Source organism: Paenibacillus sp. NPDC056722 (assembly GCF_042790635.1).
GTDB lineage: Bacteria > Bacillota > Bacilli > Paenibacillales > Paenibacillaceae > Paenibacillus_AQ > Paenibacillus_AQ agri.
The window spans coordinates 284,032-302,657 of the sequence record NZ_JBHTYV010000007.1 but is presented as its reverse complement, the minus strand read 5'-3'; the positions used below and the strand labels follow the sequence as shown (position 1 = coordinate 302,657).

Below are 18,626 nucleotides of genomic sequence, written 5' to 3'. Positions count from 1 at the left end.
ATACATAACCGATATATGTCATGTAAAAGTTACATTCAGGGGAGTTACCCCAAAATTAAAGTGACAAATGTCATTTATAAAGTGATTTTTATCACTTCCAAAGTCGTTAAAATGTTTTACATTTTAATATATATATTTTAAACTATTTTCTTGGAGGTCATACCAAATGAAAAAAGCTTCTGTAATCTTGTCGAGTGCCCTGATCCTTGGTTTGCTTGCGGGCTGTGGCAGCAACAACAGTAACAACGCCGCGACTGCAACTAACACCCCCGCTGAAACAACTGCACCTGCCGCAAATTCCGGTAATGCCGGAGCTGAAACTGCCAAGTATCAAGACGGCGTCTACTACGGAACTGCACCTGCTGATGAAAAAACTGGCTGGGAATCCTACGCTATTCTGACTGTTGAAGGCGGAAAAATCACTAAAGCCGACTGGAATGCTTTCAATGTAAAAACTGCTGGTGATCTGAAGAAGAAAGTTTCTGAAGACGGCAAGTACGGTATGAAAAAAGGCGGCGCTCAATCGGAATGGCACGAGCAAGCTGCACAAGCTGAAGCATTTTTGATCGACAAACAAGACCCTGCGGCAATTACCCTTGACGCTGAAGGCAAAACAGATGCAATCTCCGGTGTATCCATTCACGTTGGTGAATTGGTTGAAGCCGCTAAAGCTGCCCTGGCTGCCGGACCTTCCGAAGCAGGCCCTTACAAAGACGGTGGTTACACTGCAGAAGGCGAAATGGACCCTCAGTCCGGTTGGAAATCCACTGTAGCCTTGACTGTTGCAGACGGGAACGTTGTCGCTGCTAACTTCAGCGGTGTAAATGCTGCCGGTGATGACAAGAAACAATTCTCCATTGATGGCAAGTACGGCATGAAAAAAGGCGGCGCTCAAGCGGAGTGGCACGAAGAGATCGCCAAAGCAGAAGCTTACTTCGTAGAGAACAAAGGCACTGCTCCTGCTCTGGATGCCGAAGGCAAAACAGATGCAATCTCCGGTGTGTCGATCCACGTTGGAGAGTACTACACACTGGCAGCAAAAGCGCTTGAAGGAGCAAAGTAATTTAACGACAGCTCCCTCTTATAGCTAATCAGACGAATGAGGTGAATTTCTTTTGAAAAAAATAGTCATTTTGGGCGGCGGCTACGGCGGCGTACTCACGGCTAAAAAACTGGCAAAGAAATTTAAGAACAACAAAGAAATCGAAATTACGCTTATTGACCGGAATCCGTACCACACTCTCTTGACTGAACTACATGAAGTTGCTGCAAACCGCGCTCCTGAAGATTCGATCAAGATTGATCTCAAAAAAATCTTTGCCGGATTGAAAGTCGATGTTGTACTGGATGAAATCAGCAATATTGATTTTAAAGGTAAAAAGCTTAAATCTGAGAAAGCTACCTATGCGTATGACTACCTTGTCATCGGTACAGGCAGCAAGCCAACCTACTTCGGCATTCCAGGCGCAGAGGAGAACACCTTCTCCTTCTGGTCCAATGATGATGCGGTTGCGCTCAAACGCCAGATTCGCGATATGTTCACCCTGGCGGCAAAGGAAAAGAATGCGGCAGTACGCCGTTCTATGCTTACCTTTGTAATCATCGGTGCAGGATTTACCGGTGTTGAGCTGGTCGGCGAAATGGCTGAGTACCGCGAAGAGCTTTGCAAAGAATTCTATATCGATCCATCCGAAGTTCGGCTGATCGTTGCAGATATGGCGCCTAAGATTCTGCCTATTCTTCCGGATAAGCTGATTTCCAAAGCAACAGCTTACCTGAAACGGTTGAACGTAGAGATCGTTACCGGTGCCAAGATCACTGAAGTAGGCAAAGGCAGCATTGCTCTCGGCGAGAAGAATGTCGTTGCTGCGCATACTGTAGTGTGGACTGCCGGTGTTGAAGGCTCTGAAATTGTGGGTAGCCTCGAAGGTGAAGTTAAACAAGAGGGCCGCAAACGTATCGTTACGAATGAGCATCTCGAAAGTGTAGATCACAAGAACGTGTACGTTGTCGGGGATAACATTTTCTTCATCCCTGAAGGTGAGACCCGTCCTGTTCCACAGATGGTTGAGAATGCTGAGCAAGCAGCTCCAATCGTCGCAGGCAACATTGAAGCTGACATTAAAGGTACGGCGAAAAAAGCCTACAAACCGGGCTTCCACGGTACCATGGTATCGATCGGTAGCCGCTACGGTGTAGCAAACGTTGGTCTTCCAGGCAAACTGTTCATGCTTACCGGGTTCATGGCTATGCTTTCCAAGCACGCTATCAATATGTTCTATCTGTCCCAGGTTGTGGGCTTTAACAAAGTATGGACTTATATGATGCATGAATTCTTCCATGTGGAGAACCGCAAGAGCTTCCTCGGCGGCCATTTCTCCAAACGTTCGCCGAACTTCTGGCTCGTTCCGCTTCGCGTTCTGCTTGGTGGCATGTGGTTGTATGAAGGTATTGATAAGCTGAAGAAGATATGGGTTGATCCTAATAAGATCTTCCTGATTCCTGCCGCACCGCATGCTGTAGATGCTTCTTCCGCAGCAAGTGAAGCAGTCAATGCCGTTAAGGATACGGTGGATGCGCAATCCGCAGCTTCAGCTGTTTCCACCGCCAAAGAAGCAGTTCAAGCATTGCCGGTTCCAAACTTTGTACACAGCATTACTAACTGGTTCATGGATTTGATGTTCTATCAAGCTGACGGAAGCTATACTTTCCTGGCAAAATGGTTCCAAATCGGTATGGTTGCCGCCGAGATTGTCTTTGGTGTTATGCTGATCGTCGGTCTGTTCACTGCTATTTCTTCTATAGCCACCATAGGTATGGCCGTTATGATCTGGTCATCCAAGATGGCTTCGACGGAAATGCTCTGGTACGCTGCAGCAGCTGTTGCCTGCATCGGCGGTTCCGGTAGCACGCTTGGTCTGGATTACTATGTCTTGCCTTGGCTCAAGAAGCAGTGGAAGAGAATTCCGCTCGTAAGGCGCTGGTACCTGTTCACCGACTGACGCTAATTTCCTTGTTCCATTAGCATTCACATTATATTAATTATTTATATCGTTAAAATGTGAAGTTTATATGTTCTTTCAGCTTAATATTTGTATTCTTCAGAGTAATGTGTCCACGGACACATTACTCTACTTATTTACGAGTGGTTTTGTAGGGATGATCGGGAATGGTTCCTTCCAGCAAAACCGACAAGAAGGAGAGATTCTTGTGAATAATCAACTCGCTCAAGAGACCTTCCGGTTGCTGCAGGCTGACATGTCACCCATCGCCGGAATTCAGCTTCATCTCTCTCCGGTGGAATGTGAGCAACTGCTCCCGGTACTGGAACGCCATGATCTGGAATACAGCCGCAAAGTTCATTTGCTAGGTATTTATATCATTCTCACCTTGGCTGCGAAACGCCATCTGGAATGTGTACCACATCATCCCGACCTTACCCGCAACATTTTGGATGGAGACTATTTATACAGCTTTTACTTACAATTTGCGGTGAAAACCCGCGAGCTGGATCTCGTAGCTTATTTGGCTCCTTCGATCAAAAAAATGCAGATTAGACGGGCAAATGGAAACTTCGCGGAAGAGAATCTGGCTGTTATAATGGAAGAGTTCCTGATCAGGGAACAAAGACAACAGGGACGCACGAGCAAAGCCATTTGACAGGTGGGGATCATTAAGATGAAGCTGCATGAGGCCTTGAACATCGACCTGAAGGAAATAAACCGGGAGATCGAGAATCTGGTGGCGCGTGACAAGGATGTGCCCAAGAATTCGCAGCTTGCCCAAGGCATTCTGCAATTGGTCGGGTCCGGCGGTAAACGGCTTAGACCGTTGATGGTCATCGTCGGAAGCCGTTTTGGCCGCAAACTTCCCGGACGCCGAGCTCTCCAGCTAGCCGCAGCCGCGGAATTCATTCACGCCGCCTCCTTGATTCATGATGACATTATTGATGATGCAGAAGTTCGCCGCGGAAGACCTGCCCTGCATGTCATCACCGGCGTAGGTCCCGCCGTACATATCGGGAATTACATGTCTGCCCGGGTCATCGAGCTGTTAAGCAAATATACCGGAGACAAAAATCGTTATGTTCATGATCTGTCTGCTGTCGCCACAGCCCAACTCTGTCTGGGCGAATATCAGCAGTTGGAGCATGCCTATGATTACGACTTCACCATGGAGCAATACCTGGAGAAGTCGCGCAACAAAACTGCGCTGCTGATGGCTACATGCCTGCGCGTCGGCGCCTTATCTTCCGAAAGCACAACAGAGGTCGCAAGCCTGCTGTACAACTTCGGTGAAGCGCTGGGCATGTCCTTTCAAATCCAGGATGACCTGCTGGATTTCACGCAGTCTGCTGAGGTCCTCGGCAAGCCAGCCGGCAGTGACCTGCGCCATGGTCAAGTCACGCTGCCGGTGCTGTTCGCCCTGCAGGACCCTGGGCTGGCCCCGGCCATCCGCATGATCGGCCCCGATTCTTCGGATGCCGAGATTGCCCATGTACTGGGCCTCATCACCCGCAGCGATGCGCTGCTGCGGGCCGAGCAGGTCAGCCGGGATTACCTGGATCAAGCTGCTGTCATTATCCAGCAGCTGTCATCCTACCCGGCACATACCGACCTGGTCACGCTGCTGGAATACTTCTCAGCGCGTGACCACTAGCGGCGGGGGTCTCAATCCCCCCGCCTTCACGGACAACAAAAAGGATACCCCCATGCACATGGGCTGGTATCCTTTTTGTTGTCCGTGTTTGCTGTTCTTTTATTGCCGATCGCACATAAATGAACAGAGCACAACGTCAGTGGCAAGTCTCAGCATGATTCTTCTACTTTGGATACTAATTTGGTGTTACCGAAGCTTGTTGACTTACCAAGTACTCAATCACAGGGTAAGCTACAACATGTCTATCTCGATAGGTCTGGTCAATTACCGCATTTTGAGTGCTAAGTATCCCCTTCTGCAATATTGCCGCCTTAAATCCCCGTTCGAGTGCACCGTTATATGTGAAAAGTACGCAATGCTCTGCTGCAAATCCGGACACAATAACCAGTTGGATTCCTTTATCGCTTAATACGGCTTCAAGCTCTGTTTTCCAAAATGCGTTAGAATACTCTTTGTTGATCTGAATATCATCCTGTCCTATTACGATCTCAGGGATAAAATCCAGTTTAGCAACGCTAGATTCATCCGCCCCTTCAATATCTTTCACATGGATGACAGCGTGGTTGTTCTCGCGAAGCAGACCAGCAACATGATTAATATATTCACAGGCAGCATGAACAACCGCTTTTTCTACTTGATCTTCCAAAAAGTTGGTCTGCATATCAATCACTAGTAAAGCAATGGTCAAGGTTCGTTCCCCATTCCTGAAGATATTTTAGATTTCATATAAATTACAAATAACCGATGATTTATGCCATATATCTCTAAGCATACTATAGGCAAGGCGGACCTTACAGGTAAAGTTTAAATTTAATTATATGCAAATAAAAGACTCTGTTAGATGGATATCCTGCAATCCAACAGAGCCTTTACATTTTGACCTGATGCGGGAGAAGCGGGCGCTCACCTGCAAGCTTTTTCCACGGAGAGTCCCGTTTCGAATATAAACGCCCAACCCTTGACTTCTGCCGCTAAACAGCGATTCCAAATATCCAAGGATAGCGCCATCGCAGATTCTGCATTTCCCGGTGTAGCGCTTAGCTTGACCTGTCTATCCCTCCGCCTTAGCTAAAGTAAAAATAATCCACCAGCGTACACAACAAGATCACCATACTGATCACCTGATTCAGATTATACGAAGCCACCTTCATCAATTTGCGATTCGAAGGCTTGATGATCTTGTGCTCGGTCATTAGTAAGATCGTCGCTATGCCGATTCCGACTAGATAGATCCAGCCGAGATCACGCCAGACGTACAGGAAGAGCAGCAGCATAATCATGATAAAGTGCAGCCCCTGGGCGATGCGCAGGGCATTCTCCAGGCCGAAAAAGCTGGGAATGGACCACAATCCATGCCGGCGGTCAAATTCAATGTCCTGCGTGCCGTAAATAATGTCAAAGCCGGCAATCCACAGCATGACTACCGTCCCAATGACAAATGGGGTGAAGGCAATATTTCCTGTCACAGCGAACCAAGCACCGATTGGAGCCGAGGCAATCACAAACCCCAGGTACAGATGGCTAAGGAACGTAAAACGCTTGGTATACGAGTATGAGGAGATTAGCAGAATCGCTACCGGCGATAGCACCAGACAGAGCAGATTCAGCATCCCCGAAGCCACAATAAAGATAGCATAGTTGATAATGATAAATAGAATGACTTCTTTCTCCACCAGTAGCCGTTGTGGCAGATGGCGGTGGGCTGTGCGCGGGTTGGCTTTGTCAAAAGCGCGGTCTGCCAGCCGGTTGAACGCATTCGCACCATTGCGGGCGCCGATCAGGGCGATCAGTCCCCAGAGCATGACCCGGCCGGATGGCCAGCCGCCTGCAGCCCAGACCATTGAGATAATGGCAAACGGCAGCGAGAACAGCGTGTGGGAGAACATGACCAATTCGCCGAACATTTTTATTTTTAGAGCAGCATTCTTAAAAGCATTGAATATCACCATAGCATGATTCCTCTTTCTTCGTTTCCTGTTGCATGCGGCTTCGCCCACGGGTCAGACCCGTTGCTTGCACATTACTTCGAGACCTGCCGCAGCACCTCATCCAATACTGTAATCATACCATCAATATCTTCGGCTGTAACGATAAGCGGCGGCTGAAAAGCCAATACATTGCGGTTGATTCCGTTCTTCCCGATCAGATAACCGCGGTCCTTCATCTCTTCTAAAATGTCGTCCGTTAAAGCTCCGGCAGCAGCGGCATCAACTCCAGTAAGCTCCGCACCCAGCATAAATCCGGTCCCCCGCACATCAGAGATCAACGCCGGGTAACGTTCTTGCAGCGACTTAAGACCTGCCTTAAGATGAGCGCCGAGCGAGGCCGCACGTTCTTGCAGCGCCTCAGTACGGATATAATCAAGCACAGCAAGGGCTGTAACAGCTGATACCGGGTTTCCGCCAAAGGTGGAGGCAGATGGACGATTCAGCGAAAGTGCGATCTCATCCGTGGTAGCGAAAGCTGCAACCGGCACGCCGTTGCCAAGCGCTTTGGCCATACTGATGATATCCGGCACAACGTCAAAATGCTCCATCGCAAACAGGGCACCCGTCCGCCCAAAGCCGGTCTGAATCTCATCGGCAATCAGCAGCACACCGTATTGATCCAGCAGTGCCTTCACCTCGCGGAAGTACCAGGATACCGGCATAATCATGCCTCCGTTGCCCTGGATCGGTTCGGCGATCATTGCGGCAATGGTGTCTCCTTTTTCCTCCAGCACACGTGCCAGACTCTTCAGCGAAATTTCTGCCGCCTCTTCTAGCGTCAGCTCCGGATGATAGGGCCGTTCAATGAACGTAACATCCTCATCAAGGTACTGATCCGTGCGCCACATAGGCAGCCCTGTCACACTCATCGTCAGGTTAGTCCGGCCGTGCAGACCGCTTTCCAGGGCAATAAATCCTTTGCGTCCGGTGTGCATCCGGGCCAGGAGCAACGCCCCCTCATTAGCCTCTGATCCGCTGTTAACGAAGAAAGTCCGGCGCAAGTCACCTGGTAGCACTTCCTCCAGTCTCTCCGCCAGGTCTACAGCTGGCTGCGTTAGATAGATCGTTGTTGTATGCTGCAACTGCTGAAGCTGTGCTATCGTCCGTTCGGTAATCGCCGGATTACAGTGACCGCAAGCCACTACAGAGACGCCAGCGAAGAAATCCGTGTATTCCTTCCCCTTCTCATCATAGACAAACTGCATGTTTCCCCGTACGATCTGTGGAGAATCGCGGTAAAAATGCGCTGTGCAGGGATAAAAGTATTGTTTGCGTTTGGCAGCTACCGCTTCTCTTCCAATATAGCTTCCTTGTTCCATCGATGATTCCCTCACTTTCTGTTGCTTGATAACCCGAGACTTGGGATTACTCGCAGGCTACATATTAGTTTAATTTTAACTTATATAGCGGCATGATCGGTGAATAAAATAAATACTTTGTGAAAAAAATAACAATACAGCTCGTCAACTACCGCTATTTTTCCCCAACCCCGTTTATTTAAAATTTTAATTAAATTGCAAGGCCCCTAAAGTATAGCCCGCATAAACAGGCTTCAGGCCACCGAGCAGCTCGTCGTTCTGGTTCAAGCCTTGTATCGCATGTTGGTACGAAATAATAATGTCACGCAGTTGCTCCACCGTATACGTGGCTCCCTCAATTCGGAAGCTGGCAATCCCCAGCCCACTCATCTCCTGAAGCATCGGCAGGTAACATAGCTCTTTAGCGAACAATAGATGACAGCGTCCGTGCTGGTCGCGATAGACCGGATTCTCGCCTTTGTCGGTTTTGAGCACCAGTACTTCATTGCTTACATACAGATTGTCTTCCTGAGCAATCGGTTCCATAACTTCTGTATTCTCATAGAGATCATGATCCATATACATCAGCGCGGGTGTGCCATGCACGACCACTTCCAGCGGCTGCTCACAGCGGGCGGCAAAGGTAGTGAAATGCTCCAGCGTCATTTCCGGTGATACCGTAAGCTTGTTCAGACCATATCCGGCATAAAATCCGGCAGATAGATGATTGTACACGTTCAGATTGCTGTCGCCGATCATTGGGTAGCCAGTCGTTTTGTAGCGGCGGATGGCTCCAAGATTGGTTACGAGCAGTCCGTCGATTGGCAGGCGTTCACCGTTTAACAACTGGTCATATTGGTCAAAATGAAGCTCAGTCATCATGCGCGGCATGCCAAGATAGATTTTTGTATCGCCCTTTAATGTTCCAAGCTCCTGTATATCACGCTTCGTGAACGGACGATCTGGCTCAAATACATCTCCGGGAAGATGCAGAATGTCTACACCCTGTGCAAGCACCATTCTCGCCTGCTCCATGTTGTTGACGCGTACCGCAAGCTCCGGTTTAGAGTGTCTCTTCTGCCCAGCTTGTGCCATCCGCTCCCGTAGTAAGGTTACGCGTTCTTGGGAAAGTTCGCGCTCTGCTGTTGGGGTGCTGAAAACTTTACCAGTGCTGTAGAACTTGCCGGTTCCCTCATAACGCCGATTAATATTGGACAGACCAGGTTTGCCGAAAGCATAGGCTGTAGAGAAATCACGTTTGCGGTTCTGATACAGCAGCTTCGAATCCACCGTACGTTCAAAACCTACAGGATCATCGATGTACCGGTCAATCGCATCCCCATAGCTGTTCACCAGCGTCACCATGAACTCTTTATCACGCATCCGGCCTTCGATCTTGAAGGAGGTGATGCCCGATTCAATTAACTCAGGAATATGCTCATACATGTACATATCTTTGACAGCAAGCGGGTACTCCGCCGGGAAGACATAACCGTCTTTCTTCACCCGGTAGTCCCAACGACACGGCTTCATACACTTGCCCCGGTTGCTGCTCATCCCGAACACCTGGGAGCTGAAGTAACAATTCGCCCCGTGCACGGAACACATATCGCCATGCATGAAGTATTCCAGTTCCATTCCGCTCCGCTGGCCCAGCAGCTTGGCTGTTTGCAGATCCATTTCCCGTGAAGTGACGACTCTGGTGACGCCAAGATCACGCAGCGCGTAAATCATCTCTAAGTTGTGCACATTCATCATGACTGAAGAGTGGACCTCTAGGCTGAGCCCCATCTCCCGGATCAATTCCAGCACCGACATATCCTGTACGATCAAGGCGTCGGGACGCACGCTATCCAGAAAACGCAAATACTCACGGGCTTCCTCGACATCCTCCTCGCTAAACAGGTTGTTGACTGTGATATATACTTTTTTGTCCAAACGATGGGCGATAGCCAGCGCCTCTACGATCTCTTCATGCGACAGATTGTATCCCTTGCGCATCATTCTCATATTGAGAACCGGGCCGCCCAAATAGACCGCATCGCAGCCAGACTGAACAACTTCCTTAAAAATATCGAAAGTGCCGGCTGGTGCGAGCAATTCAATCTCTCTACCATTAAAATAACGTGCCATAGTTGTTCCCTCCCAAGTTGATCTTGCTCTATAAATGCATTGCCGCTCAGAACGTGTGCTATAGCCAAGCTACTGCAACGCCCATTACGACAAACATTAGTATAAAAACAGTATCGGCCCCGCCCCATATCGGGCGGTGATACCGGCTGCGTGGCGCGTCCATACGGAAGCCACGAGCTTCCATGGAGTAGACCAAATCCTGTGCGCGGCGGAAGGCGCTGGCGATAACGGGAACAAGCAGTGACACCAGCATCCGCCCTTTCTCCTTCAAGGGCAGTTCCTTCAGATCAGCACCGCGTGAAGCCTGCGCCTTCATAATGATCTGAGATTCATCGAGAATCGTAGGAATGAACCGCAGCGAGATATCGATCATGAGCGTGATGCGGTCCGGCGATAGCCCCATCTTTTTGAACGGTGCCAGAATTCCCTCCAGACCCTGATTCAGCTTGCCGGGAGTGGTCGTAAAGGTCAGCAGCGCCGAGAAGGTGATCAGGAAAAACATACGAATCACCGAGAAGGCACCCAGACGAAGCCCGTCTTCGTACAAGTCCCAAGAGCCAATGGACAGCCACACTGCTCCTTCTTTTACGGATACAACCTGTACAATAAAAATAAATAGCATCAGATAGCGCAGCGGTTTGGCTGCTTTAAGAAAATACTTCAGCGGAATTCGGGTCGAAGCCATGACCACCACCGAGAATACCGCTAGCAGCGCCATCGCCATCCAGGAACGGGATAGCAGAATGACTACTACATAAAGCAACATCCCGGTAATTTTGGACCTGGCGTCCAGTTTATGTACCCATGATCCAGTTTCAATGCTGCGACCCAGCAGTAGCCTCTCATTCATGGTCATCCCTCTTTCCGCCAGCCCCGTCAAGACCCTTGCCTTCTGTACGCAGTGAGGCAATAAGCTCAGCAAGACTCTCAGCTGTCAGTCGAGGCACCTCGCCCTCTAACCCCAATCGGTCAGCGACTGCGCGCCAGTAACGGAGCGACTGTGGCACGGTAAGACCACAGCGTTCCAGGATGGCCGGGTCCTTAGCAAGATCACTGGCGCTGCCCTGAAAGGCTGTTCGGCCTTCCTTTAACACGATCCAGCGATCTGCCACAGGCAACAGCTCATCCATCCGGTGAGTTACAATAACCACCGTCCGGCCCTGCTCCCGGCATAACCGTTCCAGCAGCGAGATCAGCTCTGTACGGCTGATGGGATCAAGGGTGGCTGTCGGTTCATCCAGCACAATAATATCAGGGTCCATCGCCAGCACAGAGGCGATAGCTGCCTTGCGCATCTGACCGCCGCTGAGCTTGAACGGATTACGCGCCAGAAGGTCCAGATCCAGTCCCATGTCCAGCATCGCCTTGCGGGCACGTTCTTTTGCATCTTCGGGACTCATTCCAAAGTTCAGCGGGCCGAAGCAGAGATCCTTCTCTACCGTCTCCTCGAACATCTGCTGCTCCGGAAATTGAAAAACCAGGCCTACGCGCCGGCGCAGCGGCAACAGCCGGGGTGACTTCTCTCCGGCACGAAGCGTGACATCCAGCACAGATACAGTGCCCGCCGAAGGCTTCAAGATGCCATTGAACAACTGGAGCAGCGTAGACTTCCCGGAGCCTGTCGCCCCAGCAATACCTACAATAGAGCCCTGCGGAATGCTTAGATCAATGTCGTGCAGCGCGGTCTGTTTCCACAGGCTCCGGTCGGCATAGGTGTAGCTTACTTGCTGTAATTGTATGGCCATAACGTCTCTATAAGCTCCTTTTCACTGCCGGGAACGTCCACTTGAACCCCGCGCTCCTCCAGCTCGCCTGCCAGCCGCCATGCATATGGCGCGCGCAGATGACATCTCTCCAGCAGCTCCTCATTGCGAAACAGCTCGGCTGGTGTCACATCCGCAGCCAGGCCGCCTCCATGAAGAGCAAGCACCCGCTCCGAGGCCAGAATCTCATCCGCATCATGCGTAATCATCAGAAGGGTATATCTGCCTTCGGCGTGCATTCCTTTCAGGATGCTAAGCAATTCATCGCGGCTTCCCTCATCCAACATAGAAGAGGCCTCGTCAAAGATGACGATGCCTGGCTCCATCGCAAGGATAGAGGCGATGGCAACACGCTGCTTCTGGCCTCCCGACAGCTCCCCGGGGTGCTTGGCCAGCAGATGAGCAATCCCTAAACGCTCCGAATAGATCTGCAGACGACTCTCCATCTCTTCGTGGGATAGACAGAGTCCTTCCAGGCCAAAGAGAATATCTTCTTCTACAGTAGCCCCGATAAACTGGTTATCGGGATTCTGGAAGATCATGCCGATGCTCTGCCGGATAGGACCAATCGATGCCTCTTCAAGCTTCATCCCGCATACGGTAATTTCTCCCGCCCCTGCAGGAAGCAGAGCATTAAAGAGCTTCACCAGCGAGGATTTGCCGCAGCCGTTAGGGCCGACGACGCTTACCCACTGTCCTTGAGGAATGGTGAACGATATGTCTTGCAGAATCGGATGCTCCGGACCATAGCCGAAGGAGACACCCTCCAGCTCGATCACCACTTGTCCCGCTTGCGCTCCGTTAGCTTGTTCTTCATGCGCTTCCTTCATATTAGTCATCCTTTCGCTGCGTCTCCCGGATCGTCCAGAAACTCTTCGAACAACGAGATTTTAGACAGTGAGGTGACCAGATACCGGACAGCAAATCCTACAGCCACCCCTGTAACCACCCCTGTAATGAGCAGCATCGGCAAATAGTAGAATATTTTCAGTGAAGCAAAGACCATCGACGCTGCCAGCAGCTGTCCGATATTGTGAGCGACCCCGCCGGCTATACTGATTCCGATAAGGCTCAGCTGCTTTCCGCCAATCAGCATCAGCAGGTACATCACTACGAAACTGAACAACGATCCGAACAGGCTGAACAATAAACTGGAAAAAGTGCCTAAAATAAATGCGGTAAGCAGTGTCTTCAGGACAACGAGCAGGAAGGCATCGCGCCCGCGCAAAAAGAAAATACAGGTTAATATCATGATATTCGCCAGGCCTAGCTTGGCACCGGGTACCAACCCCATTCCTGACAATGGAATTTGGGCCTCAACCAGACTCAGCACTACAGCCACTGCAGCAAAAATCGCGATAATGACTGTTCTTTTCAGCGCCGTAGCTGATTCACTACTGGACATACCCATCTACTTCATCCTCCCCCGACACACTAGCAATCTCCACCAGCACCCGGTGCGGCAGACAGACAATCGTTTGCTTGGTCCGGGTAATTCTTCCAAAACCGAGACATACTTTATCCGGGCAGTCGGCATCATACATTTCAATGCCATAGTCATGCACCTTCAAAATGTTGTAGCCCCGATCTGTGCGGATATCAATGGTTTGCTCTTCTTTAGTAAGCTTAACTGTTTTAAATAATTTTCCATCCACCGTCACATTGGCCACTAGATTGTCGCCAATCCCACCTTTACTCTCGTCATTTGAAAACCAACGCGGTACGAGAAAAGCGAGCGCAGCCACCAGAACGATGGAAATCAGCCATACATCTGCGCGTTTCATAAAATTCTCCCTTATTTTTTAATTAAAATCCGGACTTATTAATTATAACGGTCCTCTATCAATCCTTCAATGAATGTAGGCGTTTATTGTCACCTTTAAGTGCATAATTTCACAAAATAGGCACGAACCTTTCCTATCTTTGCAAAAACGGATCGTCTCTTCTTACGAGAAAACGGATTATCCCGTTGTAGCGGGATAATCCGTTTGTATAAGTTTATTATTTTGCCCGGGAATATTTCAGGAATAATCCAGCAAAAACAGGGTCCCACTGAGTACCTCTCCCCTGCTCCAGAATTCCTAGTGCCTGCTCGGGAGCCATCCCCTTGCGGTAAGGACGATCTGAGGTCATGGCATCATAGGCATCAGCTACGGCAATAATTCTTCCGTATAACGGAATCGCCTGTCCGGCAAGCCCATCCGGGTAGCCTTTGCCATCGTATCGTTCATGATGGGATCTCACGCCACCCAGATAAGGAGTCATTTTCTCCAAAGGTTCAATCTGCCGCAATATATTCTCACCCAACACTGGGTGGGCCTTGATCTGATCAAACTCTTCATCCGTAAGTTTTCCTTCTTTAAATAACACACTGTCTCGCACACCGATTTTGCCGATATCATGCAGCAGTGCCGACTTGCGCAGATTGTCGAGTTCCACACCCGTGATCCCGGCCAACTGTCCAATGATAACCGAATACTCGGCTACCCGTAAGGAATGTCCGGCTGTGTAGGGGTCCCTTGCATCCAGCGCTACGGCCAAGGTAGTAAAGTAGCTGTCCAGCAGCTGTCTGTTCTGCTCCTCCCGGGCCTGCAGGCCACGTACCATCATATTGAACCCGGCGACCAGATTGGAGAATTCATCCAAATACTCATCCTGGATTTGCAGCAGCTGTCCGTCCTTAACGTTATTGGTCGCCTTATATAACTCATTGATAGGATGCTGTACACTTTTAGTCAGCAACCATGCAGCAATGGCGGAGAACGCTGTACCGATGAATAGCACCATCCCCGCCCAGCCCCAGAAATTCTGAATTCCGGTTCTGCTAAGCGCAGTATCATGCAGCCGCACATTAGTCGCCATAATGAACAGCGCTAGCGGGAAAGTGCCAATCAGCATGCAGCTGACCATGAACTTGGGACCGATCGGAACAAAAACATTGCCTTCAAGCGAGAAATCGACATTATAACGTTCAAGCGCCCGATTCCGGAATTCCTTGATTAGAGGAATAATAGCAGAACAGGTCAGGAAAAACTCAATCAAAGCATGCATGCATGCGATCAGCACCGCACCTGTTACCGCCTGATAGAGAACGGAGTACGGTAAGCTGACGAGATCGGTATGAATCATCCAATAGGTCATCAGAATCGCAGGCACCGCCATTCCAAACAGGTGCGGACCAAGAATCCGGTACACAGCATGCTTGGGCAGGCGATGAGTATACTGGTAAGCCTTCTCCAGTAGCTCCAGACTGGGGTCAGCTGTCCTCAGGGCGTTGCGGATGGGCTTGACATGCTTCATGAACAAGCTGATCTCCAATAGGGCCATCACCAGGAAGGAAAATAGCAAGACCAAAAAAAGGCGCCCATACTCCAGTGCCGACAGCTCCAGGGAGGAGATCAGCAATACACTGCCTACTGCGAGCACAGCGACAACAGAGCCGAACAAGTAATTTCGGATCTGTTTCCTTATAAATGCTGTATATAAAATCATTTGTTCCTCCGATCCCGGTCTTTCCATGATGTCAATGACTTATTTGCTTTATTTGTATTTATATGCTAAGATTTAATAATATTTGATTGTCGCTATATGTATCCCCATCAAGAAGATGTCAGGCCGATCGTTGCTTTCATTATTATTATCGGCATTTTGGACACAATCTCTTACGTTTTCTTGCAGAACTCTTCCTTTTTATGAGATGAAATTCGAACATAGCATTCCGATTCGCACTGGCGCGGCCACGGAGCCGCAAGGACAAAAGAGAGGTAGGGCTTTTGTCGTTTTGGAAGGATTACTCTCGCCATACGGCTGCTGGAAATAACAAGGAATAATGACCCCGTTGCTCACGACGGCAGGGGATAAATATAACGAGATACATGGTACATAGTCCCTCTTGCTCAGGAACACTGGCCATGTGTGGAAAAATTAGGCGCCCGATAACCGTTTTTCGCGGATATCGGGCGCCGTCTACGTTTCAGGACATTTTCTCGGCAATCCTTCGCTCAATGTACATATCGGGTTACAAATCCGGCTACCTTGGCTTTGTAAGCTTCTTTGTCCATATCATAGGCCAGTCCATGACCGGCCCCCGGAACAACAAACTTCTCCTTGGGGCTTCGGCAAGCCTCATATAGCTCATCCAGCATAGCAAAAGGTACAAACTTATCGGCATCACCATGAATGAAGAGAATCGGCACTTGTGATTTGCGTACCTGTTTGAGCGCTGAAGCTTCGCTGAACCGATAGCCTGCCTTCAACCTGGTCACTGTGCTGGCACTTTGTACAAACGGGAAGCTAGGCAGCTTATACATACGCTTCAACTGATACGTTAGCTGGGCTGTAACCGAGCTGTAAGCACAATCTGCGACGATGACCTTCACCTGCTGTGGAAGCACCTCGCCAGATGTCATCAGCACCGTTGCCCCGCCCATGGATACCCCGTGCAGAACAATCTCTGCACCCGGCCCTGTCTGCTCGGTCACATAATGAATCCATTGCAAATAATCGCGCCGTTCCGGCCAGCCGAAGCCGATATAATTCCCAGCACTCGAACCATGCCCTCTGGCATCGGGCAGCAGCACATTGTAACCGAGATTCTCATAATAGAATTTGGCGTAGGCCCCCATATCTTTTGCCTGACCAGAATAGCCATGAGCAATGATAGCCGTACGTCCCTCCGCACGCTCCGAAGGGAGGAAATACCCTTTCAATTCCAGTCCATCTTCGGAGACAATGCTGACGTCCTGAAAGGTCTGACGTGAGATCCATTCCTTCCCCTCGCCCCAGGATGGACCAGCAACCGGAGGATCGACCTTCAGGTCAGGACTGCTACCCAGAAATTCTTTGGGCGCCCGCTTGACTGCAACTCCGTAGAAAAAGAATCCGGCGTATACCACCGCCGCTGCAATGATAACAATCACTGCGCCAATCATCAAAGTCCACGACAATCTCCATTCCCCTCCTATTGAACATCATAATTTTCCCAGATGAAGCTAGTATAGCATGCCCTGCAAAGAGACCAAAGTGAAGGATCTAGCTCATAGAAAAAGAGCCGCTCTCCGGAAAATGAAAATCCGAAAGCGGCTCTGCTGTTATTTACGGCACAACAACCTATGATCCTGTCTGCCGGTTAAGATTTGTTTTTTCTGGAGAATCTGAATCTTACCAGCAATCCCAGAGCGGCTAATCCTAGCCCGGTTACATAATAAGGGACAGGACTCGATTCACCCGTCTTTGGCAACTGATCTACAGCCGGACCACTCAGCGGAACGCTGTTATTGGCCAAGACAATAGAAGGCGTTGCCGGTTTTTTCGAAGGTGTCGGCGTGGACGTCGGCACCGGTGCCAGTGGTACTTGCTCATCTTCAATGATGATTTCCTCATTGTCCGGTGTTGGCGTTGGTGTCGGCGTTGGTGTCGGCGTTGCTGTTGGTGTTGACACTGGTCCAGCCGGTACCGGATCACGATCCACAACAATTGTGCCAATTACAGGTGGAGTCGTTGGACTTGGCTGCGGCGTAACCACTGGTGGTGCTGGCGTCCATGTTGGTGTTTCGGGCGTCGATGTCGGTGTTGGCGTCGGCGTCACTTCCGGTGTTGGTGTCGGTGTGCCTTCAGGCGTTGGTGTCGGCGTCACTTCCGGTGTTGGTGTCGGCGTTACTTCCGGTGTTGGTGCCGGCGTTACTTCCGGTGTTGGTGTCGGCGTTACTTCCGGTGTTGGCGTCGGCGTTACTTCCGGTGTTGGCGTCGGTGTTACTTCCGGTGTTGGTGTCGGCGTTACTTCCGGTGTTGGCGTCGGTGTTACTTCCGGTGTTGGTGTCGGCGTTGGTGTTGGTGTAGCCGTCGGTGTCGGTGTTGCCGTTGGTGTAGCCGTCGGTGTTGGTGTCGGCGTTGGTGTTGGTGTTGCCGTCGGTGTTGGCGTTGACGTTGGTGTTGGTGTAGCCGTCGGTGTTGGTGTCGGCGTTGGTGTTGGTGTTGCCGTCGGTGTTGGTGTCGGCGTTGGTGTTGGTGTAGCCGTCGGTGTTGGTGTCGGCGTTGGCGTAGCCGTCGGTGTTGGTGTCGGTGTTGGCGTTGGTGTTGGTGTTGCCGTCGGTGTTGGCGTTGGCGTTGGTGTTGGTGTAGCCGTCGGTGTTGGTGTCGGCGTTGGTGTTGGTGTTGCCGTCGGTGTCGGTGTTGGTGTAGCCGTCGGTGTTGGTGTTGGTGTTGCCGTCGGTGTCGCTGTCGGTGTCGGTGTTGGTGTTGCCGTCGGTGTTGGTGTTAGTGTTGCCGTCGGTGTCGGTGTCGGTGTCGGTGTCGGTGTCGGTGTCGGCGTTAGCGTTGGTGTTGGTGTTGCCGTCGGTGTTGGTGTTGGTGTTGGCGTTGGTGTAGCCGTCGGTGTCGGCGTTGCTGTCGGCGTTGCCGTTGGTGTCGGTGTTGGCTTCGGCGTCGCTGTCGGCGTTGCCGTTGGTGTCGGCGTTGGTGTTGGTGTAGCCGTCGGTGTCGGCGTTGCTGTCGGTGTCGGCGTTGGTGTTGGTGTAGCCGTCGGTGTCGGCGTTGCTGTCGGCGTTGCCGTTGGTGTTGGTGTTGGCTTCGGCGTCGCTCTCGGCGTTGCCGTTGGTGTTGGTGTTGGCTTCGGCGTCGCTGTCGGCGTTGCCGTTGGTGTCGGTGTTGGTGTCGGCGTCGCTGTTGGCGTTGGTGTCGGTGTTGGCTTCGGCGTCGCTGTCGGCGTAGCCGTTGGTGTCGGTGTTGGCTTCGGCGTCGCTGTCGGCGTAGCCGTTGGTGTCGGCTTCGGCGTCGCTGTCGGCGTA

16 protein-coding genes are annotated in these 18,626 nt (G+C 50.7%); 4 read left to right on the top strand and 12 right to left on the bottom strand.

Annotated elements, in window-relative coordinates; genetic code table 11:
- The first annotated feature begins 166 nt into the window (after positions 1 to 166).
- The 4 genes from ACFRAM_RS18985 to ACFRAM_RS18970 all read left to right on the top strand — a co-directional run bounded on the left by ACFRAM_RS18985 (position 167) and on the right by ACFRAM_RS18970 (position 4,659).
- Positions 167 to 1,063: an FMN-binding protein gene (locus tag ACFRAM_RS18985; RefSeq protein ID WP_175372245.1), complete on the top strand. Its 897-nt coding sequence runs from the start codon at positions 167 to 169 to the stop codon at positions 1,061 to 1,063.
- Between the two features lie 52 nt (positions 1,064 to 1,115).
- Complete coding sequence (locus ACFRAM_RS18980; protein ID WP_175372246.1) at positions 1,116 to 3,002, top strand: FAD-dependent oxidoreductase; 1,887 nt, start codon at positions 1,116 to 1,118, stop codon at positions 3,000 to 3,002.
- Positions 3,003 to 3,210: 208 nt separating this feature from the next.
- Entirely contained in the window at positions 3,211 to 3,660 is a 450-nt protein-coding gene (locus ACFRAM_RS18975; RefSeq protein ID WP_379467176.1) for a hypothetical protein, read from the top strand.
- An 18-nt stretch (positions 3,661 to 3,678) separates the two neighbouring features.
- The gene (locus ACFRAM_RS18970; protein WP_379467175.1) at positions 3,679 to 4,659 is read left to right on the top strand and encodes a polyprenyl synthetase family protein; all 981 of its coding nucleotides are present in this window, start codon (positions 3,679 to 3,681) and stop codon (positions 4,657 to 4,659) included.
- 175 nt (positions 4,660 to 4,834) lie between these two features.
- On the opposite strand, the gene ACFRAM_RS18965 is transcribed toward ACFRAM_RS18970, so the two are convergent.
- The 12 genes from ACFRAM_RS18965 to ACFRAM_RS18910 all read right to left on the bottom strand — a co-directional run.
- On the bottom strand, positions 4,835 to 5,347 hold the full coding sequence (locus ACFRAM_RS18965; RefSeq protein WP_379467174.1) for a cysteine hydrolase family protein: 513 nt from the start codon (positions 5,345 to 5,347) through the stop codon (positions 4,835 to 4,837).
- 376 nt (positions 5,348 to 5,723) lie between these two features.
- The gene (locus ACFRAM_RS18960; RefSeq protein WP_379467173.1) at positions 5,724 to 6,608 is read right to left on the bottom strand and encodes a UbiA-like polyprenyltransferase; all 885 of its coding nucleotides are present in this window, start codon (positions 6,606 to 6,608) and stop codon (positions 5,724 to 5,726) included.
- 71 nt (positions 6,609 to 6,679) lie between these two features.
- Positions 6,680 to 7,966: an aspartate aminotransferase family protein gene (locus ACFRAM_RS18955; protein WP_379467172.1), complete on the bottom strand. Its 1,287-nt coding sequence runs from the start codon at positions 7,964 to 7,966 to the stop codon at positions 6,680 to 6,682.
- Positions 7,967 to 8,152: 186 nt separating this feature from the next.
- Positions 8,153 to 10,078 carry a peptidase U32 family protein gene (locus ACFRAM_RS18950; protein WP_379467171.1) on the bottom strand — a complete coding sequence of 642 codons (1,926 nt, stop codon included), beginning with the start codon at positions 10,076 to 10,078 and terminating at the stop codon, positions 8,153 to 8,155.
- Between the two features lie 58 nt (positions 10,079 to 10,136).
- Positions 10,137 to 10,928: an energy-coupling factor transporter transmembrane component T family protein gene (locus ACFRAM_RS18945; RefSeq protein WP_379467170.1), complete on the bottom strand. Its 792-nt coding sequence runs from the start codon at positions 10,926 to 10,928 to the stop codon at positions 10,137 to 10,139.
- A complete protein-coding gene (locus ACFRAM_RS18940; protein WP_379467169.1) occupies positions 10,921 to 11,823 on the bottom strand; it encodes an ATP-binding cassette domain-containing protein in 903 nt (300 codons plus the stop codon). The genes ACFRAM_RS18945 and ACFRAM_RS18940 overlap by 8 nt, the downstream gene beginning before the upstream one ends.
- On the bottom strand, positions 11,799 to 12,671 hold the full coding sequence (locus ACFRAM_RS18935) for an ATP-binding cassette domain-containing protein (RefSeq protein ID WP_379467189.1): 873 nt from the start codon (positions 12,669 to 12,671) through the stop codon (positions 11,799 to 11,801). Before ACFRAM_RS18935 ends, ACFRAM_RS18940 begins: the two co-directional genes overlap by 25 nt.
- Positions 12,672 to 12,676: 5 nt before the next feature.
- On the bottom strand, positions 12,677 to 13,252 hold the full coding sequence (locus ACFRAM_RS18930) for a Gx transporter family protein (RefSeq protein WP_066374702.1): 576 nt from the start codon (positions 13,250 to 13,252) through the stop codon (positions 12,677 to 12,679).
- A complete protein-coding gene (locus tag ACFRAM_RS18925; protein ID WP_379467168.1) occupies positions 13,236 to 13,625 on the bottom strand; it encodes a NusG domain II-containing protein in 390 nt (129 codons plus the stop codon). The genes ACFRAM_RS18930 and ACFRAM_RS18925 overlap by 17 nt, the downstream gene beginning before the upstream one ends.
- A gap of 217 nt (positions 13,626 to 13,842) precedes the next feature.
- Positions 13,843 to 15,333 (bottom strand): HD domain-containing phosphohydrolase, encoded by a 1,491-nt coding sequence (locus ACFRAM_RS18920; RefSeq protein ID WP_379467167.1) that lies wholly within the window; start codon positions 15,331 to 15,333, stop codon positions 13,843 to 13,845.
- A gap of 509 nt (positions 15,334 to 15,842) precedes the next feature.
- Complete coding sequence (locus ACFRAM_RS18915; RefSeq protein WP_379467188.1) at positions 15,843 to 16,772, bottom strand: alpha/beta hydrolase; 930 nt, start codon at positions 16,770 to 16,772, stop codon at positions 15,843 to 15,845.
- Between the two features lie 197 nt (positions 16,773 to 16,969).
- A partial coding sequence (locus ACFRAM_RS18910; protein ID WP_379467166.1) for an LPXTG cell wall anchor domain-containing protein occupies positions 16,970 to 18,626 on the bottom strand: 1,657 nt, incomplete at its 5' end.